The organism is Taklimakanibacter albus, from assembly GCF_016595235.1.
Classification (GTDB): domain Bacteria; phylum Pseudomonadota; class Alphaproteobacteria; order Rhizobiales; family Aestuariivirgaceae; genus Taklimakanibacter; species Taklimakanibacter albus.
Genome location: NZ_JAENHL010000007.1, coordinates 2305420 through 2326340, shown reverse-complemented (window position 1 = coordinate 2326340; position 20921 = coordinate 2305420). Strand labels below are relative to the sequence as shown.

At 62.8% G+C, this 20921-nt stretch carries 19 protein-coding genes; 6 read left to right on the top strand and 13 right to left on the bottom strand.

Annotated elements, in window-relative coordinates:
* Window positions 1-6: 6 nt before the first annotated feature.
* The gene (locus tag JHL16_RS22525) at window positions 7-819 is read left to right on the top strand and encodes a class I SAM-dependent methyltransferase (protein WP_200187049.1); all 813 of its coding nucleotides are present in this window, start codon (window positions 7-9) and stop codon (window positions 817-819) included.
* Between the two features lies 1 nt (window position 820).
* On the opposite strand, the gene JHL16_RS22520 is transcribed toward JHL16_RS22525, so the two are convergent.
* The 3 genes from JHL16_RS22520 to gabT form a co-directional block, all read right to left on the bottom strand.
* The gene (locus tag JHL16_RS22520) at window positions 821-1276 is read right to left on the bottom strand and encodes a thiol-disulfide oxidoreductase DCC family protein (protein WP_200187048.1); all 456 of its coding nucleotides are present in this window, start codon (window positions 1274-1276) and stop codon (window positions 821-823) included.
* Window positions 1277-1340: 64 nt separating this feature from the next.
* A complete protein-coding gene (locus JHL16_RS22515; RefSeq protein WP_200187047.1) occupies window positions 1341-1901 on the bottom strand; it encodes a L,D-transpeptidase in 561 nt (186 codons plus the stop codon).
* 121 nt (window positions 1902-2022) lie between these two features.
* Window positions 2023-3324, bottom strand: coding sequence for a 4-aminobutyrate--2-oxoglutarate transaminase (gene gabT / locus JHL16_RS22510; protein WP_200187046.1), 1302 nt, complete (start codon window positions 3322-3324; stop codon window positions 2023-2025).
* Between the two features lie 93 nt (window positions 3325-3417).
* Here gabT and JHL16_RS22505 point away from each other — a divergent pair, with 93 nt between their 5' ends.
* From JHL16_RS22505 to JHL16_RS22485, 5 genes are all read left to right on the top strand, one after another.
* Window positions 3418-4833 carry an amidase gene (locus JHL16_RS22505; protein WP_200187045.1) on the top strand — a complete coding sequence of 472 codons (1416 nt, stop codon included), beginning with the start codon at window positions 3418-3420 and terminating at the stop codon, window positions 4831-4833.
* A 24-nt stretch (window positions 4834-4857) separates the two neighbouring features.
* On the top strand, window positions 4858-5859 hold the full coding sequence (locus JHL16_RS22500; protein WP_200187044.1) for a lysozyme inhibitor LprI family protein: 1002 nt from the start codon (window positions 4858-4860) through the stop codon (window positions 5857-5859).
* 9 nt (window positions 5860-5868) lie between these two features.
* Window positions 5869-6255 (top strand): VOC family protein, encoded by a 387-nt coding sequence (locus tag JHL16_RS22495; RefSeq protein ID WP_200187043.1) that lies wholly within the window; start codon window positions 5869-5871, stop codon window positions 6253-6255.
* Window positions 6252-6875, top strand: coding sequence for an RNA polymerase sigma factor (locus tag JHL16_RS22490; RefSeq protein WP_200187042.1), 624 nt, complete (start codon window positions 6252-6254; stop codon window positions 6873-6875). Before JHL16_RS22495 ends, JHL16_RS22490 begins: the two co-directional genes overlap by 4 nt.
* Window positions 6876-7003: 128 nt before the next feature.
* Window positions 7004-7390 (top strand): VOC family protein, encoded by a 387-nt coding sequence (locus JHL16_RS22485; protein WP_200187041.1) that lies wholly within the window; start codon window positions 7004-7006, stop codon window positions 7388-7390.
* Between the two features lie 120 nt (window positions 7391-7510).
* On the opposite strand, the gene JHL16_RS22480 is transcribed toward JHL16_RS22485, so the two are convergent.
* The 10 genes from JHL16_RS22480 to JHL16_RS22435 all read right to left on the bottom strand — a co-directional run bounded on the left by JHL16_RS22480 (window position 7511) and on the right by JHL16_RS22435 (window position 20692).
* On the bottom strand, window positions 7511-8806 hold the full coding sequence (locus tag JHL16_RS22480; RefSeq protein ID WP_200187040.1) for an isoprenylcysteine carboxylmethyltransferase family protein: 1296 nt from the start codon (window positions 8804-8806) through the stop codon (window positions 7511-7513).
* A gap of 27 nt (window positions 8807-8833) precedes the next feature.
* Window positions 8834-9193 carry a hypothetical protein gene (locus JHL16_RS22475; protein ID WP_200187039.1) on the bottom strand — a complete coding sequence of 120 codons (360 nt, stop codon included), beginning with the start codon at window positions 9191-9193 and terminating at the stop codon, window positions 8834-8836.
* A 98-nt stretch (window positions 9194-9291) separates the two neighbouring features.
* Window positions 9292-11133 carry an alanine racemase gene (locus tag JHL16_RS22470; RefSeq protein ID WP_200187038.1) on the bottom strand — a complete coding sequence of 614 codons (1842 nt, stop codon included), beginning with the start codon at window positions 11131-11133 and terminating at the stop codon, window positions 9292-9294.
* A 186-nt stretch (window positions 11134-11319) separates the two neighbouring features.
* Window positions 11320-12570, bottom strand: coding sequence for a D-amino acid dehydrogenase (locus tag JHL16_RS22465; protein ID WP_200187037.1), 1251 nt, complete (start codon window positions 12568-12570; stop codon window positions 11320-11322).
* Complete coding sequence (locus JHL16_RS22460; protein WP_200187036.1) at window positions 12567-13595, bottom strand: C45 family autoproteolytic acyltransferase/hydrolase; 1029 nt, start codon at window positions 13593-13595, stop codon at window positions 12567-12569. Before JHL16_RS22460 ends, JHL16_RS22465 begins: the two co-directional genes overlap by 4 nt.
* 125 nt (window positions 13596-13720) lie before the next feature.
* Entirely contained in the window at window positions 13721-15175 is a 1455-nt protein-coding gene (locus JHL16_RS22455) for a biotin carboxylase (RefSeq protein WP_200187035.1), read from the bottom strand.
* A gap of 12 nt (window positions 15176-15187) precedes the next feature.
* Window positions 15188-16639, bottom strand: coding sequence for an aldehyde dehydrogenase family protein (locus JHL16_RS22450; protein WP_200187034.1), 1452 nt, complete (start codon window positions 16637-16639; stop codon window positions 15188-15190).
* Window positions 16639-18246 carry a 5-guanidino-2-oxopentanoate decarboxylase gene (locus JHL16_RS22445; RefSeq protein ID WP_200187033.1) on the bottom strand — a complete coding sequence of 536 codons (1608 nt, stop codon included), beginning with the start codon at window positions 18244-18246 and terminating at the stop codon, window positions 16639-16641. Before JHL16_RS22445 ends, JHL16_RS22450 begins: the two co-directional genes overlap by 1 nt.
* Before the next feature lie 61 nt (window positions 18247-18307).
* Entirely contained in the window at window positions 18308-19204 is an 897-nt protein-coding gene (locus tag JHL16_RS22440) for a universal stress protein (protein ID WP_200187032.1), read from the bottom strand.
* Window positions 19205-19219: 15 nt separating this feature from the next.
* The gene (locus tag JHL16_RS22435; protein WP_200187031.1) at window positions 19220-20692 is read right to left on the bottom strand and encodes an amino acid permease; all 1473 of its coding nucleotides are present in this window, start codon (window positions 20690-20692) and stop codon (window positions 19220-19222) included.
* Window positions 20693-20921 lie beyond the last annotated feature (229 nt).

Below are 20921 nucleotides of genomic sequence, written 5' to 3'. Positions count from 1 at the left end.
GACGGCATGACGACGGATGCGTTGAAGATCTATCCGATCAAGGGCGGCGAGGTCGGCCGTGCCCGGCTCGCGGTGCTGGCGCGCGCTTTGGCGCAGACGACAGAGCGGCATCTGGATCGGGCCGGGTCCCTTTCCGGCCTCACGGTTGTCGATGTCGGCTGCGGCGGCGGCGATGTGACATTCGCTCTGGCGCGGCGGGCGGGAGCCAAGGGCCAGATCATCGGCATCGATCTCGATGAGGAGAAGCTCGGCTGGGCGCGCGCCGAAGCCCGGGCGCAGGGCCTCGATCATGTGCGTTTCGAGAGCACGAATGTCACCCAGCCTTGGCCGGTCACCGGCGTCGATCTCGTTTATGCGCGCTTCATCCTCACGCATCTGCGCGAACCGCAGGCGATGTTGGCCCAGGCGCTGGCGGCGCTCAAGCCCGGCGGCAGGATTCTCATCGAGGATATCGACTTTCCCGGTCACTTCACGTCCCCCGAATGTCCGGCGGTGGACCGGTATGTCGAGCTCTATATAAAACTGTCGCGTCGCCGTGGTGGCGATCCGTTGATCGGCCGACGCCTGGGGCTGCTTCTGGAAACGGCCGGATATGCTGGCGTAGAAACCGCCCTGATCCAGCCTTTTGCGCGACAGGGCGGCGCCAAGGATATCCTGATTTTGACCTTCGAGGCGATTGCCGAGGGTCTTGTAGCCGAGAAGCTCGCCGATGCAGACGAGATCGCGGAGATCACCCGCGAGCTGAAGGATTTTGCCGCACGACCCGACACGATCATTTCCATGCCGCGTATTTTTCAGGCCTGGGCGCGGAAAGACTAGATCAGTTCTCCTTCGTTGGCGCTTCGGTGAGGAAACGGGCCGTCGCGCCGGGTGGCAGGACCATGCAGCTTTGCCGCTTACCGAACCATTTGTAGCGATTGCGCGCCAGGACATCATAGAGCGGGTCGCGGATGAAGCGCGGGATGATCCATCCCATTCCGGCCCAACCCCAATAAGGCAGCCGGCGCATGATCGCGATGGCGGCGTCCGACTTGAACAGGATACGTCCCTTGTCCACGAAGGCGAAGCTTTCGGCGAAATCGCGGTCGATGCCGTAGCGGGCCATGATCTCATACCCCCAGGGCGACTGGCAGGGCACGTAGGAGAATTGCTGGTTTCGGTCCCGCGCCAGGAGAAACTGCACACCGCCCGAACAGACATGGCAAAAGCCGTCGAACAGGACGAGTCCGTCCGGCAGGTCCGGGGCAGGCTGAGGCTTCCAGGTCATTCCCGACATGATGGGCTCCACAAGCTAATGTGGGCCTCCGGTCGGCGCGCATCTCTGAGGCGCAGCGCCGCAGCTAGAGCACGATCACCTTGGTGCCGATGGGTACCCGGTCATAGAGCTCGGTGACTTCCTCATTGAGCATGCGGATGCAGCCGGAAGAGGCGGCGGTGCCGATCGACTGCGGCTCGTTGGTGCCGTGAATGCGGAACAACGTGTCGCGGCCATCGGCGAAGAGATAAAGCGCGCGGGCGCCCAGGGGATTGTTCGGGCCGCCCGGCATGCCATTGGCGAATTTGGCGAGCTCCGGCTTGCGCTTGATCATCGAGCTCGGCGGTGTCCAGCGCGGCCATTCGGTCTTGCGGCCGATCTTGGCGATGCCGGCCCAGGAGAAACCGTCCTTGCCGACGGCGACGCCGTAACGGATCGCCTCGCCGTCGCTCAATATATAGTAGAGCGCGCGCTTGCCGGTATCGATGATGATCGTGCCCGGATCCTCATAGCTGTCGAAATAGACGAATTCGGCGCCCTGATAACGCTGGCGCTGCCGGCTTTGCTTGGCCGCTTCGGCCAGACCCGGAAAAGCCGCGGCCCCCAGGCTCGAGGCCAGAGCGGTCAGGAACAGGCGGCGATGCATGCAAAGTCTCCCGAAGTCGTTCACAGTTTAGACGAGCGGGGATGCCGGTTCCGTCGCCATCAAAAAAGAGTGAGGCGGCGACCGGATGATCGCCGCCTCATCACAATCTCGAGGGGTAGTCTTAGTTGCCCAAAATGGCGGATTCGAGGATATCGAGGCCTTCGTTGAGGATGGCTTCCGACGCGGTGAGCGGGGTCAGCAAGCGGATCGTGTCGCCATAGACGCCGCAGCTCAGGATGAGCAGGCCGCGCTCGAGGCACTTGGCGACCAGCGCCTTGGCGCCCGCCGCATCCGGCTTGTTGCCGCCACGCTCGGTCACGACCTCGAAAGCGACCATGGCGCCGAGAGCCCGGATGTCGCCCATCGGCATGCCCTGGTTCTTGGCCTTGATGGATTTGAGGCGCTCGACCATGAGCTTGCCCTGCTTTTCCGCCTTTTCGAGGAGCTTGTCCTGCTCGAAGGCATCAAAGACGCCGAGAGCGGCAGCACAGGATACCGGATTGCCGGCATAGGTGCCGCCGAGGCCGCCCGGCTCCGGCGCGTCCATCATCTTGGCGCGGCCGACGACGCCGGCCAGCGGGAAACCGCCGGCGAGCGACTTGGCGACCGTCATCAGATCCGGCTCGACGCCCATATGCTCCATGGCGAACCACTTGCCGGTGCGTCCGAAGCCCGACTGGATCTCATCGGCGATGAGCACGATGCCGTGATCGTCGCAGATCTTGCGCAGCGCCTTCATGAGCTCCTTGGGCGCCACATAGAAACCGCCCTCGCCCTGCACCGGCTCGATGACGATGGCCGCCACGCGCGACGGCTCGACATCGGCCTTGAACAGCCATTCGATGGCGTGGATCGAATCCTCGACGGTGACGCCACGATGGGCGACCGGGAAGGGCACATGCCACACGCCGCCCGGCATCGGGCCGAACTTCGTCTTGTAGGGAACGACCTTGCCGGTCATCGCCATGGTGAGGAGGGTGCGGCCATGGAAGCTGCCCTGGAAGCAGATGACGTCGCTGCGGCCGGTATGGGCGCGGGCGATCTTGATGGCGTTCTCGACGGCTTCGGCGCCGGTGGTGACGAACAGGCTCTTCTTGTCGCCCGAGATCGGCGCGATGGCGTTGAGCTTCTCGGCCAGCTCGATGAAGGGCGCGTAGGGCGCCACCATGAAGCAGGTATGGGTGAAGGCGTTGAGCTGCTCCTGCACCCGCTTCATCACCGAGGGATGGCGATGGCCGGTATTGAGCACGGCGATGCCGCCGCCGAAATCGATATAGCGGCGACCCTCGATGTCCCACATCTCGGAATCCTCGGCGCGTGCCGCGATGATCGGGGCGGCCATGCCGACGCCGCGCGAAACTGCTTTGGCGCGCCGTTCAACCCAAGCTTCGTTGAGGCCCTTGGCCGATGCCTTGACGTTCATGTTATGGTCTCCTGAGAAATGCTGCGGCGTTCTACCTCCATTGACCCCCGGGCGGCAAATGGATTCAAATCGATAAAGCAGAGGGGCGACACCATGACCGACCTGATTCGTAAATCCGCCAATGAGATCGTGGGGTTGCTGAAAGCCGGCGAGATCTCAGCCCTCGACTGTCTCGCGGCAGTGGAGACCCGCATTGCGGAAGTCGATAGCCAGGTGAATGCCCTGCCGACCTTGTGTTTCGACCGGGCGCGCGACCATGCCGCCAAGCTGATGAAGAAGCCTTTGGCTGACCGTGGGCTGCTGGCGGGCCTGCCCGTCCCGATCAAGGATCTCAATGATGTGGCGGGTGTGCGCTCGACGCAAGGCTCGCCCATCTTCGCCAACCATGTCCCGAAGAAATCCGACATACTGGTCGAGAATCTCGAAGACCAGGGCGGCATCGTCTATGCGATGTCGAACACGCCGGAATTCGGCGCCGGCGCCAACACTTTCAACGAAGTCTTCGGCCGCACGCTCAATCCATGGAATCTGTCGCGTTCGGTGGCGGGTTCTTCGGGCGGTGCTGCGGCGGCGCTCGCCACCGGCACGGCCTGGGTGGCGCATGGCTCGGACATGGGCGGCTCGTTGCGCAACCCGGCGAGCTTCTGCGGCGTCGTCGGCATGCGCCCGTCACCCGGACGGGTGGCGATGAGCGTCTATGGCAAGATCGACGGCACGCTCGGCGTCGACGGGCCGATGGCGCGCAATGTGGAAGATTTGGCGCTGCTCTTCGACGCCATGGTCGGCGCCAATCCGGCCGATCCTCTGTCGTTGCCGCGCGAGGACATCTCCTATCTCGAACAGGCGCGCTCAGGCCCCAAGCCGAAGCGTGTCGCCTTCAGCCGCGATCTCGGCATCACACCGGTCGATCCGGAAGTGGCGGCGATCGTCGAAAAGGCGGCGCTCAAACTTCAGGATGCCGGCGTCGTCGTCGAGGAGGCGCATCCCGATTTCCGTGAAGCGCATGAGTGTTTCCAGGTCCTGCGGGCGCTCTCCTTCGTCACCGGCCTCAAGACGCTTTATGAGAATCACCGCGACAAGCTGAAGCCTGACGTCATCTGGAATATCGAAAAGGGCCTGGCGCTTACCGGTGCGGAGATCGCACGCGCCGAGATGCAGCGCGGCGTGATGTTCGCCAGGGCGCGTGAATTCTTCAGCCGCTATGATCTCATTTTGTGCCCCGCCACCATCGTGGCGCCGTTCCCGGTCGAGCAGCGTTATGTCGCCGAATGCGACGGGCACAAATTCTCCAACTATGTCGAGTGGCTCGCCATCGTCTATGCCTTTACCAATGTGGCATCGCCCGCCATTTCGATCCCGGCCGGCTTCACCGCCGAAAATCTGCCGGTCGGACTCCAGATCGCCGCGCCCTGCCGCGGCGAAGGCCGCCTGCTTGCCGCCGCAAAGCTCATGGAAGATGTGATCGGTCTCGGCCGCACAACTCCCATAGATCCCCGGCCGGGCGCTTGAAAAGAGAAACACGAGTAGAATTTGATGAGAATCTCCAAGACCCTGTTGTCCTGCACTCCCCTGTTGCTGGTTGTCGGTGTCGAGCCGGCCGTGGCTTTCGACTGCGCCAAGGCGCAAAGCCCGATCGAGAAGGCGATTTGCGCCGATCCGAAGCTCAAGGCGGCGGATGATGCGATGTCGGCGGCCTATTCGAGCCTGCGCGAGGCGCTCAGCGCCACCGAACGCAAGGGACTGACCGCCTCGCAGCGCAAATGGATCAAGAGCCGTGAAGACAGTTGCGGCGTCCAAGAGGGCGCGGAGCTGTCGAGCTGCATCCAAGATCAGACCGAGGAACGTCGCCGCCTGTTCCTGGCCGAGCCTGAAAGCGGCCCGGGCACCGGCGCTCGCATGGTGCCGGTCTTCGTCCAGCAGGATCCCGATCCGCATCGTTTCGATGTCGACTACACACTCATTCGCTTCGCCGCTCCCAAATCAAACGGGGAAAAGCTGTTCAACGCCGAAGTGGACAAGATCGTCAAGGATGCGCCCTTGAAGCGCCAGGCAGAGGCGGCGCCCGAAGGCATGAATTATGCATCCTACTCGGCGATGGACATCACTTACGCGTCGCCCAAATTCCTCTCGGCCAAGATCGAAGGATGGGAGAATACCGGCGGCGCCCATGGCAATGGCGGCACCTCGGCGATCAATGTCGATCTGGCGCGCGGCGTCGCGATGAAAGCCGATGATGTGTTCGACGGCAAGGCGCTGGCGGCACTCAAGGCCGACTGCGTCGCCCAGATCATCGTCCAGAAGAAAGAGAAGAATGACGGCCAGGATTTCGATCCGGCCAATGATCCGAATTACCAGGAGCAGACCGTGGTCGATGTGCTGAAGTCGCTCGACAGCTGGAATTTCTGGCAGGACAAAGCGATCGTCACCTTCAATTCCTATGCGATCGGCTCCTATGCCGAAGGTCCTTACGAATGCGAATTCCCGATGGCCAAGCTCAAATCGCTGGCCAAACCTTCCGCCCCGTTGCCTCAATAGGAGATCATCATGCTCGACCATGTCGGATTCGCTGTTGCGGATTATGCCAGGTCCAAGGCCTTCTATGAGAAGGCCTTGCGACCGCTCGGCATCAGCCTCCTGATGGAAGTGACGCCCGAGCAGACGGGCGGCGACGCCCATGGTGGTTTCGGTGAAGGCCAAAAACCTTATTTCTGGATCGGCACCGGCGCCAAGCCGAAAGGCGGCCAGCATGTCGCCTTCGCCGCGTCTGATCGCAGGGCGGTGGATGCCTTCTATGCGGCGGCGATCGCCGCCGGTGGGCGCGATAATGGCAAGCCTGGCCTCCGGCCGATCTACCACCCCGATTATTATGGTGCCTTCATCCTCGATCCCGACGGCAACAATATCGAAGCGGTGTGTCACGCTCCGGCATGAGCCTGCAGCTATCGCGGCCGCAATATCAGGCGCTGCTGCGGCTTGCCGCTTTTCATGCGCAACGCCGCGACGAAGCCGAGGACCTGCTCCATGACGCGCTGATCGCGGCGATCGCGCAAGGGCGCCGGCCCTGGCAGGAGGGCTTGGCGTGGTTTCGCGGTGTCCTGCGCCAGCAGGCCGCCATGCAGGCCCGCGGCGCGGTGCGCCGGCGCCGCCGCGAAACGCTGGCGGCGGTCCCTGACCACGCCGAGCCCGTTGCGCTGCCGGAACCGTGGATATCGGTGGCGGCCCTGCCCAAGAGCCTGCGTATCGTGGCGTTGCTGATTCTCACCGGCCACAACCGGGCGGAGATCTGCCATCTTCTGCGTATTGCGGACGAAACCTTGCGTCAGCGCCTCTGTGCCCTCAGGCGCAAGCTCGGCGGCGTGCGAGCGGGCGAGCCGCTCGCTGAATTCACCATGCTGAACGGGGGGCTCGCCGCCGGCGCGCTTCGGCGGGCGCTGCTGCCGGTGGTCAAGCTGGGTGGCGCCTCCTTCGGAAGTTATGATCCCGACGGGCATCTCTTTGCCGTAAAAATAGTGGGACGCACAGCTCACAAAACACCAGATGGCGGCAACTAGCGTGCATCCCGGCGACGTGGAATCACGTCTCCGAAAAGGATTCGCGCCAAATCTGGAGCAAATCCTTAGCGCCAAAGTCTTCAACTTTGGCGGGATTTGCCTTTCACAATTCAAAAGGGGAGCTCGTAATGCTCAAAAACTGCCGGATCGGGAATATCTGCTTCTTCGTGAAGGATGTCGCCCGCACCGAAGCCTTCTATCGCGACGTGATGGGCCTGGAGATCCAGCAAATGGGCGATGACGGCAGCGGCAATGACTGGATCATGATCGCGATCGAGAACAATATCGAGCTGATCTTCTTCAAAGGCGACAGCCGGCCAGGCACCACGCCGATCCTCGTCTTCGACCTGAAAGAAGGCCTGATCGACGACGTGATCGAGGGCCTGGCGCAGAAGGGTGCCAGCATCGTGACGCCGGTAAGCCATGCGCCGGGCGGTTGGTCGGCCGAGTTCGCCGATCCGGACGGCCATCAGTTCTCTGTCTATCAGAGCGTGGAGATGCCGCGCCGCAAGTGATGGGCTCTAGATCACGATGAATTTGGATCGTTACGATCCAAATTCATAAACGTGATCGATTCTAATATGTTGGCGCGGGATTCTCGCGAAAAACCGGGATCCACTTTTTCGCATCCCGCGCTAGCGATCCGACTGGTCGTCGGATCGCGCGCCCGTCGCGCGCAGCGGCGATGCCAGCGCGGCGCCGATCGGTGCCGCGGACCTGATCACCTGCGCCCACAGGCCGTGCTCGTGGATGTAATCCTGATAGGCGCGATAGGTGGGATCGCGTGCCAGATGCCGTTCCTCGGTCCAGGCGCGCAGCAGATAGACGCCGTTGATGCAGAGGAGCATCAGGGAATTGCGCAGCCCTTCGGCCAAGCCCGCTTCGTTGAAGAAGGGAAGCGATACCAGCCACCAGGCGAGATTCTTGGTGATGTAGGCCGGGTGCTTCACAAAGCGGTAGGGGCCGCTGGTGATGATGCCGCGATGGGTGAGATTAGAGAAGCGAAGGCCGAAGCTGACGGTCGACCAGACATAAATGAAGAGGCAAATGAGGATCGCCGCGCTCCAGAAAATCTGCAGCGCCGGCCATGCCGCGAGCAATGCGAACCAGTTGTTGTCGAGGACATCGCGACTGAAATAGGCATTCATGACGACGACGAACGGATCGTAGCATAAAAGGCAGACGAACCAGCCGAAGGCCGTCGGTTCGGCCGACCTGACGTGGGTGTCGAGAATGCGAAGCGTCAGGCTATAACCCGCCACCGCGAAGCTTACGTCCAGCAGAAAGAAGAAAGTGACGATCAGGCGATGCAAGGCGAGCCTGCCGAGCTCGTCCTGCTGCAAGCCGGTCAGGAAGGCGTTGAGCGAGCCGCACATATAGGCGAACATCAAAGGCAGGAAGAACGCCTTGACGGCCCAGCCCAGAGCATGCTGGCCGATCTGCCCCATATCCGATGGCACTTTGCCATGGAGAATGAAGCTGCCGATGGCCGCATAGGTGTCTTCGGGCTCGCGCAGTCGGCGGTCGATGAAGGCGATATAGATCGGCGCCGCAAGAATGACGCAAGGCATCACCAGCTCGATGGCGGGCCAGAAATTATCAAAGACCGGGCGACGATAAACCGGAAAGAACCAATAGCCGGCGGCGATCACCGAGAAGGTGGCGTAGAGCCCCGTCACTTTGCGGATCGTGCGCTCGAGCGAAAACGGACGGTTTGGTGAGGACGTAAGCCCGGTGGAGGGATTGCAATGCGTTCTGAACAGCGCGGTCTCGATAATGATCATGACCACCGCCGCCGCGGCGGCGATGAATAATGCCTTCACGTGGACGGGAAGCGCCGGTTCACGCAGAATTGTGACGGCAATACCAACCGTGATAACGCCGGCAGCGCCAGTCAGCTGCGTGGTTGCGGAAGATGGACGCAGACTCACGGAGGATCTCCCGTCCGTGTCCGATGATCAGTCTATCTGAACGTCCCAATCGACCCCGCTGTCGCTGTCGTTCGTAGAGCTGCTGTCGGCGACGGTGTTGCTCGTATCGCTCGTGCTGCTGGTGTCCGCCGTGCTGCTGGTGTCGCTGGTGCTGCTCGTATCGCTCGTGCTGCCACTGCTACTGCTACTGCTCGCCGTGTTGCCAATGCTGCTGGAGCTTCGCGATCTTTGTTCGTCGCTCTGCTTGTCGCATTTGAAGGGAGGAAGGCATTCATATCTGGTCGCGGCTGTCGTCGGTCCGATGACGAGACTCTTGAGCCACAAGCCGCCAGTTACCGCGACCGCCGCAACCAGAGCGCACCGCACCGCAACCTTGATCACTTGCATGACATAGCCTCCCGCGAAAATCGCGCAAAGTAGGCCCTCTCGCCTGTAGCTTGCATCAAACACGCGGCTACGTCAAGTTGTAGTTGCGTCAATGACACTTACAGGATTCTTTTGCCAAATGCGGAAAGTGCGAAATGCACGATCACCGAAGCGAGGCGCGGTTCCGTCTCGCCATCGAGGCCAGTGATGTCCATGCCCCGCATCGCCTTGCTCTGATGGATCGCTTCCATCACCTGATGTGTTTCACGCACAGTGATGCCGCCCGACCCCGGCAGATGGCCCGGAATGTCGGTGACGGCGGGGTTGTAGCTCACATGGAAGCCCTGCATGCCGGCGGAAGCGATCTGCACCGCCTGGCGGATCACCTCGCGCATACCGAGGGCGTCGATATCGGCGATGGTGAAGATCTTGAGCCGGGCGGATTTCAGGATCTCCACTTCCTCCGGCGCGGTTTCGCGCAAGCCTATGAGCACGACATTCTCAGGCGACAATTTCGGCGCCAGCGGTTCGGCCCCTGTGCCTAAGCCCAGCGCCCGGTAGAGTGCCGATTCCCCCGCTACCGCCTGTCCCGGCTGCTCGGGCAACATGCTCGCCACTGAATCGAGCCAGATGAGGCCGAAGGCGTCAAAGCTTCCGCTCAGCGCCTTCATCGCCGCGAAGCTGGTGCGGTGGTCGGCACCGAAGACCAGAGGTGTGGCGCGCCGGTCCAGCGCCCGCGCGATGGCGTCGGCGGAAGTCGCGGTGGTGAAGTCGACGTCATAGCCGATATTGGCGAGCCGGCCGTCGAGCGTCTGCTTGTGGAGCACCGGCGCCACGGCCTCATCGGCGAAAATGCTCACGCGTGAGGCGGGGGTGGCGGCATGGCGGTCATACATCGGAATCTTCTCCACATATTCGGAGGTCATGGCGGCGAGCAGGGCGCCATAGCTCATGCGGAAATTCACTTTATCGCCGACCCGGGGCGGATTTGCCGCCTCGGTGACGTCGAGGATCAGGTGGTCGCTCGAAGCGCCGAGCACGATGATGCCGGGCGCCACCGGCAAGAGACCTTCGATATGCGCATCCTCGCGCCCGATATTGACGATGCCGCGCAACCGCTCGCCGATGTCCTGGAAGACCGGGCGGCCGCCGAAGGCGTCGACGCCCGATTTGCCGATCGGCATCGAGGGCTTCATCTTCACTTCCAGCAGTTCGCCGGACAGCAGAAAGACGTCACGGTCGAGTTCAGGCCGCGGTGTATCGAGGAACGTGTCGCGCCCACCCTGCAATATCGCCTCGCCGACGCGCAGATTGTTGATGCCCTTGGGCATGCCGCCCGACAGCAGCAGCGGCAGCGAGCTCGAATTGCCGCCCGATATGTAAGTGAGATCGAGGCCGAAGGTCTTCCTTACCGTGTCGGAGAGGTCGGTCAGCTGGCCGAGATTGACTTCGGTCGGGATGATGGCGCCGAAGCAGGTGAGATTGGTGCCGAGTCCGGCGATGCGGATCCCCGGCAGCGCGAGGATCTGCTCTACCGTCGGGATGAGATCGTCGGGCCAGATGCCTTCGCGCAGATCGCCCAGATCGATCATCAGGATGATGTCGTGGATGCGGCCCATGCGCTCGGCGACGCGCGACAGCTCACGGATGACGGTCAGCTCGGAATTGAGGCTGACATCGACGGAGCGGACGACCTCGTCGATGAGCGACAGAGGCGGCGAGCGCAGCAGCATGATCGGCGCGTCGATGCCGGCGTCGCGCAAACGTTTGATATTCTCGAAACGCGATTCGGCGAGGCCCTGAACGCCACCGCGCAGCATGGCGCGCGCCACTTGCGGCATGCCGCAGGCGCCCTTGGTGACGCCGAAGGTGGAAATACCGGCCTCGGCGCACCAGGACACGACCGTTCTGGCATTGCGCTCGATCCGTTCGAGGTCGATGGTGACTTGCGGGCCGGGCATTGTGATCTATGCCATGATGAGTTGAGGCAACCCTCTCACCCTCACCCTGAGGTGCGAGCGCAGCGAGCCTCGAAGGGTCTGCTGCAGCACTCTCACTCTATCCTGAAGGATGCTTCGAGGCCCGGCTTGCGCCGGGCACCTCAGCATGAGGGTGCTGAGAGAGATGGTTCTTGCGAGTGTCGACATTCAATTCACATAAAGAAGGCCGTCGGTGTCGATCTCGGGCTTACGGCCGGAAACGAGATCGGCGACGAATTTCCCCGATCCGCAGGCCATCGTCCAGCCGACATGGCCATGGCCGCAATCGAGAAAGAGATTGGCATAGCGCGCCCGGCCCAATATCGGCACCGAGGCCGGCGTCATCGGTCTGAGCCCTGCCCAGTATTCGGCTTTCGCGCGGTCGAAGGCACCGGGAAAGAGATCTTCCGCGGTGGCGAGAAGCCGCGTGAAATCCGAAGGCCTGTGGCTTCTGTCGTAACCGGCGAATTCCGCCGTGCTCGCCACGCGCAGGCGATCGCCCAGCCTCGAATAGGCGATGAGCCGGTCCTCATCGACACCGCCCATGGTCGGGCCCTTTGCGGGATCGTCGAGCGGCAAGGTGGCGGAATAACCTTTCACCGGATAGATCGGGACATTGAGGCCGATCTTGCGGGTGAGGAGCGGCGTCTCGGGACCCAGCGCTATGACGACCGCATCGCAATCGAGCCGGCCCTTGTCGGTGAGGATAGTGGTGACGCGATCACCTTGTGTCTCGATGCCGGTCACGGTCGTGCCGAGGCGCAGGCGGACGTTGAGATTCTGCGCGCACCAGCTGGCGAGGTTGCGCGAGAATTTGCAGGAATCACCAGTCTGGTCGATCGGCGAATAAACGGCGCCGGCGATGCCGGGGGCTGCTGCCTTGAGGCCGGGCTCCAGCTCGACCAGGCGCTCGCGCCCGATCACGTCGAGCGTCAGGCCGTTATCCGAGAGGATCCGCATATGTTTGGCGCCGGCATCGAGGGTTTCCTGCGAGCGGAAGAAATAGAGGATGCCTTTGCCGTCCGCGTCATAGTCGACCTTGGTCGCGGCGGCGATCTCATTGATGCAGGCCTTGGAATAGAAGGCGAGCCGCAGCTTGCGCAAAGTGTTGATATGCGCGCGTGCATGGGTGCATTCGAACAGGAACTTCCAGCCCCAGGCGATGAAATGCGGATCGAGATTGAAACGCACCTTGATGCCGAGATCAGGCCGGTAGAGCGACTTGATGAAGACGGCCAGCGCCGCGGGCGAAGCCCAGGCATAAGAATCGCCGGGCGAGACGAGGCCGGCATTGCCATAGCTCGTTTCGCGCGCCAATTCGGCGTTGCGCTCGATGAGCTCGACCTCGTAGCCGTCGCGGCCCAGATAATAAGCGGCGGCCACGCCGACCACACCGCCGCCGAGCACCAGCACTTTCATAGGATGCCTCCCCTGATGGCCGTGCCTTTGGGCGGCCGCAAGCGTGGCGGCGTCGTGCCTTCGGCAAAGCGGATGCTGCGCGAACCTTCCTCGAACCGGGCGCAAGACTGGCGCCAGCGCGCCACCGGCCAGATCAGCTCGGCGGATGAATCTTCGGGCCGGTAGAGCGCCGTATAGAGGGTACCATAGCCGCGCCCATAAGACGTCTGGAAAACCGGCGGGCGCAAAAAGGCCTTGAGCAGCTCTTCCGCCTCCGGTGCATCCACCATCGCCGCATCGAGACTTTCGGCACGCTCCAGCGAGCGGGTGGCCGCGGCATGGCGCGGCCATTCGATCTCATGCTGGTGATTGGTGCTGACGCGCCGGCCGAGGACCTCGGTCGGGCGATCCGGCGCCACGAAGACGGTGGCATGGCGTCCCTTCCGGTCGAGCAGTGCCACCGAATAGGACATATGCACCGGCACGCGGTCGAGGATCTTCACCGCCTCGGCGACGGTCGATGCGAATTCGAGCACATAGCGCATGACGATCGGGATGCCGAAGCCGTCGCCGACCGCGGTGCGCCCGCCGAAAGCGAGCGATACGGCAAGGCCATCCTCATTGATCCCGTCGAGCACGCCCCACAGGCAGTCGACCACCGCGAGGACGCGGCGGCCATGGAGCCTGGAGGCGAGCCAGGTACCTTCCAGAAGCTCGGGGCTGTAGTCGTAATTGCGCAAGAGGGCGGGCGCGCTGCCGACGCTGATTGCCTGCGAGCAGCCGCCGACATACATGGGCGGGCACCACATCGAGAGGAAGCGCGCTTCGAGATCACCGCCGCCCGCCGTCTCGGCGATCCGCTCATAAGCGGGCAGCAATTCCGGCATATGCTGGCGCAAAGCGCGCAGGCTCGCCAGATAGGTCGGGCGCGCCTTCATGCCGTCGCGCATGAACCAGCGGCTATAGGCGTGCCAATGACGGTCATAGATCGCCCGCCATTTCGGCCCCGGCTGGTCTTCCGCGATCGCTTCGAAGACGAGGTTCATCCCACCTATCCTCACCCTGAGGTGCCCGCAGAAGGCGGGCCTCGAAGGGTCTGTATCCACAAATTCGCCCTATCCTGAGGGATGCTTCGAGGCTCGCTGCGCTCGCACCTCAGCACGAGGGAAATTCACAATATCTTGAACGACCCGGGCGCCGGGGCTTCCTCCCTTTGCACTTCGCTCAGCGGTTTCGCCGCATAGAGCTTCTTGATCCCCTTGATCCAATCGCGCGCCCGGTCGTTCAAGTCGAAATCGTCGCTCATCACCCGGCCGCGGGTGATCAAGATGCCGAGATCGGCGCCTTCATAGCGATAGTCGCCGGGGCCGGTGATGCGCAGGAAGAAAGCCTCGCGCTCGGATTCGATCGCCTGGCGGTTATAGTCGAAACGGTCATAGGAGACCGAGCCGTCGCTCGCCATGCGGTAGACGCCGGTCGGCGGCGCGTGGGTCACGATGTCGACGATATCATCGGTCGATTTGATGACGAGCTGCGACCAGGAATCGATGAACTCCTTCTTGGCCCAGCGCTCATTCAGCTCCTCGACGTCGATCTTGTATTTGAGACCGGAGAATTCGAGTAGGTGGAACAGGAAGAGTGGTGCATCGGCATAAGCGAAGGCCGCGTGATTGGTCATCGAGGAGGCGCCGCAGATGCGCGGATTGAGCTCGCCCAGATAGACCTCGCCGTCAGTCTCATCAATCAGGAAATCGAGATCGAAATAGCCGCGATAACCTTCCTTGATCAGCCGGTTGCCGAAGCGGAACGCCATGTCACGCGCCTTGTTGCGCACTTTTTCGCTGAAGGCGCCGGGGAAGATCTCATTGCCGCACCAGCCGCCCTTGTATGGCGTCAGTTCCTTGCGGCCGACCACTTCGGTCAAAAGCGGGCCGACCAGCGTGCCGGACCGCGTCGCGCAGGCCTCCATCGTGGCACCCCGGCATTTGATCCGCTTCATGATCTTCACTTCCTTCTCGCCGGTGATGTCCTTCGCATGGCGGGCGAAGTCCTGCTCATTGGCGATGAAGAATGTGGTGTGGCCGGAATCGCCGAAGGCGCTCTGTACCACCAGGTCGCGACCGATCTTCGCCTTGTCGGCGACCTTGATCAGCTCGTCATAGCTCGACGCGCGGGCCAACGTGTTCGGCACCGAGGCGACGCCCGCTTTGTTGCCGATGCGGACCGTCTCCATCTTATTGTCGCAGCGCGAGCGGAGCTTCGCTTGCGGAAACCAGACGTCGATGCCGAGCTCTTCGCAGAGGCCTTCGGTTTCCTCGTTGAACATCAGGAAGGTCGCCGCCGGCTTGCCGCCGCGCTTCTTCACATGATCGATCACATCCTTGTGCTGAAGCATGTGATTGTTGATGTCTTCGATCGATTCGAACTCATCATGCGGTGCCTTGGAGGGCACGAAGACATTCGGGTGGCGGCCGTCGAAACAGTCGATATAGGAGATGAATTTGAGATTGCGCACCCACTGGTCGATGCCGATCAGGTTGAAGTTGGTGGCCGAGATGAAATAGATCGGCTGCTCGTTGCGATGCATGACATTGCGCAAATCCGAAACGTTCCTGACCGTCTGCATCGCTTTCCCCTTTTAGGCCGCCGAACTTATCCGACGCGCTTTGTGCTTGACTTCGAGATAGGCATCGAGGCCCCAGGGCCCGAGCTCGCGGCCGATGCCGCTCGCCTTGAAGCCGCCCCAGGAGGTCTCGACGAAAATGACCTGCGGGCTGTTGATCCAGACGAGGCCGGTGTCGATCGCGTCGGCGACGCGCTCGGCTTTCACCGTATCCTTGCTGATCACTGTCGCCACCAAGCCAAAATCACTGTCATTGGCGAGCGCCACCGCCTGATCCTCGCTGGTGAAGGTCTTCACGCACAGAACGGGCCCGAAAATCTCTTCACGCCAGAGAGGGCTCGAAACCGGGACATCGCCGAATATCGTCGGAGCGATGAACCAGCCGGTGTCGAGCCCTTCCGGCCTGTCGCCGCCCAGGATCAGATCGAGTTTTTCGGCCTTGCCCTTGGCGATGTAGGACAGGACCTTGTCATATTGGGCTCTGGTGGTGAGGGGACCCAGAGTCGTCTTGGGATCGAGCGGATCGCCCGGCTGCAAGGCCTTGGCTGCCGCAATGACCCGCGCCATCAGCTTCGGCGCGATCGATTCCTCGACCAGAAGCCTGGAGGTCGCCGAGCACATCTGGCCGGCATTGAAGAAGATGCCGTTCACCACGCATTCGGTGGCGATGTCGAGATCGGCATCGGCGAAGACGACGATCGGCGACTTTCCGCCGAGCTCTAGGCTCACCGCCTTGGGACCGGCCGCGGCCGCCGCCATCACGCGCGAGCCCACACCGTTGCTGCCGGTGAAGGAGATCTTGGCGACATCCTTATGGGTGGTGAGCGGGGCGCCGACATCGGGGCCCAGTCCAGTGACGAGATTGAGCACGCCTTTGGGCAATCCGATCTCATCGGCGATCACGCCGAGCTCGAGCTCGACGATGGGCGTCACCTCGGACGGCTTCAGCACCACGGTGCAGCCGGCGGCAAGCGCCGGCGCCACTTTCCACGAGGTCGTCACCATCGGGAAATTCCACGGCACGATCAGACCGGCGACGCCGATCGGCTCACGCCGAAGGCTGGCGCGGAAGGCGCCGTCCGGCACCGAAACGGGGGAATCCTGCTCGCGGTCGAGATCGGCGGCGAGCCCGCCATAATAGTCGAAGGAGGACGCGACATCCTGCATGTCGATGAGCGCCTCGGCGTAGGGCTTGCCATTGTTGAGCGAGGACAGCCGGGCGAGCTCGTCTTTGCGCTGACGCACCTTCTCGGCGATGGCGCGCAGGAACTGCCCGCGCACGGCGCCGGAGGTGCGGCGCCAGGCCGGAAAGGCCCTGGCCGCCGCTTTTACCGCGAGATCCACATCCTCAGGGCCACCCGCCGCGACATGATGGATGACCTGTTCGGTATAGGGATTGAAGACGGGCAGCTTGCCCCCTTTCACGGGGGCACGCCACACGCCGTCAATATAAAGCTTGTCCTGCATCACTTGGCCAGTTCGCGGGCGAGGCTGTCGCCGGCGCGGATTTCAATGACGGTCGGGACCTTGCGCTTCGCCGACTGGACGAGCTCCTTGTGCAGCGCCGCGATATTGGCGGGACGCACGGCCTTGCAGCCCAGCCCTGAGGCGATGGTGACGAAATCCGGCGTGTAGATGTCGACGCCGATCTCGGGGATCTGGCGCTCCATCATATAGGCCTTGATCTCGCCATAGCCGGTGTTGTTCCAGATCACCACCGCGAGCGGCACTTGCGCCTCGACGGCGGAAGCGAGCTCGGGCAGCGAGAATTGCAGGCCGCCATCGCCGATGAGGCAAACGGAGGGACGATCCGGCTGGCCGAGCTTGGCGCCGATCGCGGCGGGAAGCCCATAACCCAGCGTGCCGTAACCGGTGCTCGAATTGAAATAGGAGCGCGGCTTCGGCGCTTCATAGGTCTGGTTCGAGGCATAGACCGGCTCGGTCTGGTCGCCGGCGATGACCACATCCGGCAGCGCCTTGCTGATCACCTCGAGAAGGCGACCATGCGTCTTGCAGGCGGGCCACAATTTGCTGGTGATCTTCTTGCGCGTGGCGGCGGCACGCTCGGCGCCTTTACGCGACTGGACGGTCGAGCCGACCGCGTCATTCAGCGCCGCGACAGCGAGGGCGCTGTCGGCGGTGATGGCGATATCGGCAGGCAGCTGGTTGACGAGCTGCAAGGGATCGATGTCGATGCGGATGAGCTTGCCCGCGACCTCGACGGGGCGCGCCGCCGGATACATTTCGGTCTCGCCGAATTCGGTGCCGATGGCGAGGACGACATCGCTCGCTTCGAGCTCGGCCTGTGCCGCATCCATGCCGAGATTACCGGCGAGCGCCAATTTGTGGCCGGGCGGCAGAATGCCTTTGCCGTTGATGGTGGTGAAGACCGGCGCGTCGAGCGTCTCGGCAAGCTTCTGGATGCCAGGCGCCGCATCCGCGGCGCCGCCGCCGGCAATGATCAGCGGCGTCTTGGCGCTTTTCAGCAGCTTTGCCGCGGCAGCGATCAGCTGCGGCTCGGCGGCGGGGCGTGAGGGCAGCGGCCAGGCCTTGGCCTTGCCGGTCATGCGTGCGGTGATGACGTCGAGCGGCAGCTCGATATGGACGGGCCGCGGGCGCGAACCCGAGAAGACCGCGAAAGCGCGGGCCAGCACTTCCGGCAGCTGCTTGGGATCGAGCACCGTGTGGCTGAAAGCCGACACGCCGGCGATGAGATTGCGCTGCGAGGGAAGCTCGTGCAGGCGGCCTTGCGCCATGCCGAGATGGGTGCGGTCATTGACGCTCGAGATCACCAGCATGGGGATCGAGTCGGCATAGGCCTGGCCCATGGCGGTGGCGATATTGGTCATGCCGGGGCCGGTGATGATGAAACACACGCCGGGCTTGCCCGAGGCGCGCGCATAGCCGTCGGCCATGAAGCCGGCGCCCTGCTCATGGCGCGGTGTCACATGGCGGATGCGTGTCTGCGGCAGGCCGCGATAGAGCTCGACGGTATGGACGCCGGGGATGCCGAAAATCGTGTCGACGCCATAGGCTTCGAGAATCTTGACGAGGAATTCACCACAGGTGGGCACACTAGTTCTCCTTGGATGTCAGCCGCCGCAGCACTACTGAGGTTCGCGACAGAAGACCATCTCATTCCTCATCATGGAATTCGGCGGTGCGCGGCACGATGATCATCGGCACCGGTGCGTTGCGGATGATGCGGCTGCCATTGGAGCCGAGAAAGACCTGAGCCAGTGGACCGATGCGGCCCGAGCCGATCACCAGCATCTCGCCGGGTTTCCAGCCGATGGAGGAGAGTGCCTCCTTCCAGTTGGCGCCGTCACCGATCTGCGTCTTGACCGGCACGTCACTCTGCAAGTCGCCGAGCAGCGCCTTCTGCGCCGTGGTCGCCTGGCTCTTCCATTGATTGGCGACGAGATTCTCGACCTGGTAGCCGGCGCCCGTCGGATACATCTGCTTGTCGCGCACCACGAAAGTGGAGAGGCGCAACGGGACCTGATATTTGCGGGCGAATTTCAGGCAATATTCGACGGTGGCGCGTGACTTGCGCGTCGCCGCGAAGGCGCAGGTCAAGCGGGTGAGCACCGTCTTAGGTCCCGCCTCGAAGCCGCGCGGCGCCAGCGCCACCGGCAATTTCGACAGATGCAGCAGGTGGCGGGTGACGCTGCCTTCCAGGAATTTGCCCGAGGCGGCGCTGCGCGAGGAGCCGAGCACGATGATGTCGGCGCCAAGTTCCTCGGCCGTGGCGATGAGGCCTTCCTCGGCCGAGTTGTTGTTGCGGGTGATGAACTGCACCGGCAGCTGATCGCCGACATAGGCTTTCGCCTTGTCGAGCGTCTTCTGTGCGTGCTTGTCGAGGAAGGCGGCATATTCCGCATCGACATTGGCCATCGAGGGATAGCCCCAGGTCTTGGGTAATATGAGGCAGACGACGAGCTTCGCCTTGTCGCGCTTCGACAGCATCATGCCGAGGGAGAGCGCTTCCTGTCCGCCGCGATCGGCCGAATAGGCAACCAGGTATTTCATGGCACCCTCCGCGCTTTACGACTTGGTGATGCGAGCTTTGGGCTCGAGCCGGGACTTCTTCACGCTGTAGAGGAAATAGAAGACCGCCGCGAGGAACAGCCAGATACCGAACAGCTCGTAGACCTGCACCTTGAGGTTGGAGATCAGATAGAGCGAGGACAGGATGCTGAGGATGGGCAGCACCGGATAGAGCGGCACTTTGAAGCCGCGTGGCAGATCGGGCTTGGTGCGGCGCAGGATCATCACGCCGGCCGAGACGACGATGAAGGCGGTGAGCGTGCCGAGGCTCGTCAGGTCCCACAGGATGTCATTGGGGATGAAGGCGGCGATGGCGCCGACGAACAAAGCCACCGCGATGGTGTTGGCGACCGGCGACAAAGTGCGCGGATTGACGCGGTGAAACAGCTCGGGGATGAGCCCGTCACGCGACATGGCGAAGAGGATGCGGGTCTGGCCGTAGAGCACCACCAGCGTCACGCTGAACACCGAGATGACGGCGCCCATGGCGAGGATCAGCGCCGGCCAGTTCGAGCCGGTGAGGTTCTGCAGGATGGTGGCGAGGCCTGCTTCCTGGCCTTCGAAGGCGGCGGCCGGCTGGACGCCGAGCGCCGTCACCGCGGTCAATACATAGAGCGAGGTCACGATGATGAGCGCCGCGATGATGGCGAGCGGCAGGTTGCGTTTCGGATTCTCCACTTCTTCGCCGGCGGTCGAGACTGCATCGAGGCCGACATAGGTGAAGAAGATGGTGCCGGCGGCGGCGCTGATGCCGGCGAAGCCCGCGGGCGCGAAAGGCTGGAAGTTGCTGGCGGAGAAACCGGTGACGGCGATGGCGATGAAGAGGATGAGGACGCCGATCTTGATCATCACCATGATGGCATTGGCCTTGGCCGATTCCTTGGTACCGCGGATGAGCATCAGGCAGCAGAGGAAGACCAGGATGGCGGCCGGCAGGTTGATATAGCCGTCGCCGCCGACGGCGAGCCGGTGATTGTCGGAAATGAGGGGGGCGGCGGAAAGCGCCGCGGGGAGGCCCGAGCCGAAGACGATCTCGAACAGCTTGTTGAGATAGCCGCTCCAGCCGATGGCGACGGCGGAAGCCGAGATGCCGTATTCGAGAACGAGACAGGCGCCGACGAAATAGGCGATGATTTCGCCCAAAGTCGCATAGGCATAAGAATAGGATGAGCCCGAGACCGGGATCATCGAGGCCATTTCGGCGTAACAGAGCGCGGTGAGGCCGGCGACGACGCCCGCCATGAGGAAGGAAATGATGACCGACGGTCCGGCGGTCGGCACGGTCTCCGAGAGGACGAAGAAGATACCCGTTCCGATGGTGGCGCCGACGCCGAACATGATGAGCTGAAAGAGGGTGATCGAGCGGCCGAGATGGCCGTGCTCAGGATCGGCCCCTTGGGTTTCGCTGATGAGCTTCTCGACCGGTTTCTTGCGCAGCAGGCGGAAACTCAGCGTTTGCTGTTCTGACATAATTTTCCTCCCAACACCCCTATAGCGGCAACCGGTCTCGCAAGGTGGGATGCGGCCGGCCTTAGGCGTTCGATGGCGCTTGAGCGCGCTTTTTCTTGACGGCGCTTTTACCGTGAAACGGCCAAAATGTGCTGCCGTAGTTGAGGGCACGCACAAGCGAAGCTATCGGCATGTGTCCCCCGCAAAGCGGTTTCTGCTGTTCCACTCGACAGCATCCGCGCTTCGGTGT

What these genes read in the sequence shown, in the direction of transcription:
- JHL16_RS22450 (WP_200187034.1), bottom strand. Translation starts at nt 16,639, where the DNA reads ATGCAGGACAAGCTTTATATTGACGGCGTGTGGCGTGCCCCCGTGAAA.
- JHL16_RS22455 (WP_200187035.1), bottom strand. Translation starts at nt 15,175, where the DNA reads ATGCAGACGGTCAGGAACGTTTCGGATTTGCGCAATGTCATGCATCGC.
- gabT (WP_200187046.1), bottom strand. Translation starts at nt 3,324, where the DNA reads ATGAACGTCAAGGCATCGGCCAAGGGCCTCAACGAAGCTTGGGTTGAA.
- JHL16_RS22515 (WP_200187047.1), bottom strand. Translation starts at nt 1,901, where the DNA reads ATGCATCGCCGCCTGTTCCTGACCGCTCTGGCCTCGAGCCTGGGGGCC.
- JHL16_RS22440 (WP_200187032.1), bottom strand. Translation starts at nt 19,204, where the DNA reads ATGAAATACCTGGTTGCCTATTCGGCCGATCGCGGCGGACAGGAAGCG.
- JHL16_RS22460 (WP_200187036.1), bottom strand. Translation starts at nt 13,595, where the DNA reads ATGAACCTCGTCTTCGAAGCGATCGCGGAAGACCAGCCGGGGCCGAAA.
- JHL16_RS22465 (WP_200187037.1), bottom strand. Translation starts at nt 12,570, where the DNA reads ATGAAAGTGCTGGTGCTCGGCGGCGGTGTGGTCGGCGTGGCCGCCGCT.
- JHL16_RS22485 (WP_200187041.1), top strand. Translation starts at nt 7,004, where the DNA reads ATGCTCAAAAACTGCCGGATCGGGAATATCTGCTTCTTCGTGAAGGAT.
- JHL16_RS22470 (WP_200187038.1), bottom strand. Translation starts at nt 11,133, where the DNA reads ATGCCCGGCCCGCAAGTCACCATCGACCTCGAACGGATCGAGCGCAAT.
- JHL16_RS22520 (WP_200187048.1), bottom strand. Translation starts at nt 1,276, where the DNA reads ATGTCGGGAATGACCTGGAAGCCTCAGCCTGCCCCGGACCTGCCGGAC.
- JHL16_RS22500 (WP_200187044.1), top strand. Translation starts at nt 4,858, where the DNA reads ATGAGAATCTCCAAGACCCTGTTGTCCTGCACTCCCCTGTTGCTGGTT.
- JHL16_RS22475 (WP_200187039.1), bottom strand. Translation starts at nt 9,193, where the DNA reads ATGCAAGTGATCAAGGTTGCGGTGCGGTGCGCTCTGGTTGCGGCGGTC.
- JHL16_RS22495 (WP_200187043.1), top strand. Translation starts at nt 5,869, where the DNA reads ATGCTCGACCATGTCGGATTCGCTGTTGCGGATTATGCCAGGTCCAAG.
- JHL16_RS22490 (WP_200187042.1), top strand. Translation starts at nt 6,252, where the DNA reads ATGAGCCTGCAGCTATCGCGGCCGCAATATCAGGCGCTGCTGCGGCTT.
- JHL16_RS22525 (WP_200187049.1), top strand. Translation starts at nt 7, where the DNA reads ATGACGACGGATGCGTTGAAGATCTATCCGATCAAGGGCGGCGAGGTC.
- JHL16_RS22435 (WP_200187031.1), bottom strand. Translation starts at nt 20,692, where the DNA reads ATGTCAGAACAGCAAACGCTGAGTTTCCGCCTGCTGCGCAAGAAACCG.
- JHL16_RS22505 (WP_200187045.1), top strand. Translation starts at nt 3,418, where the DNA reads ATGACCGACCTGATTCGTAAATCCGCCAATGAGATCGTGGGGTTGCTG.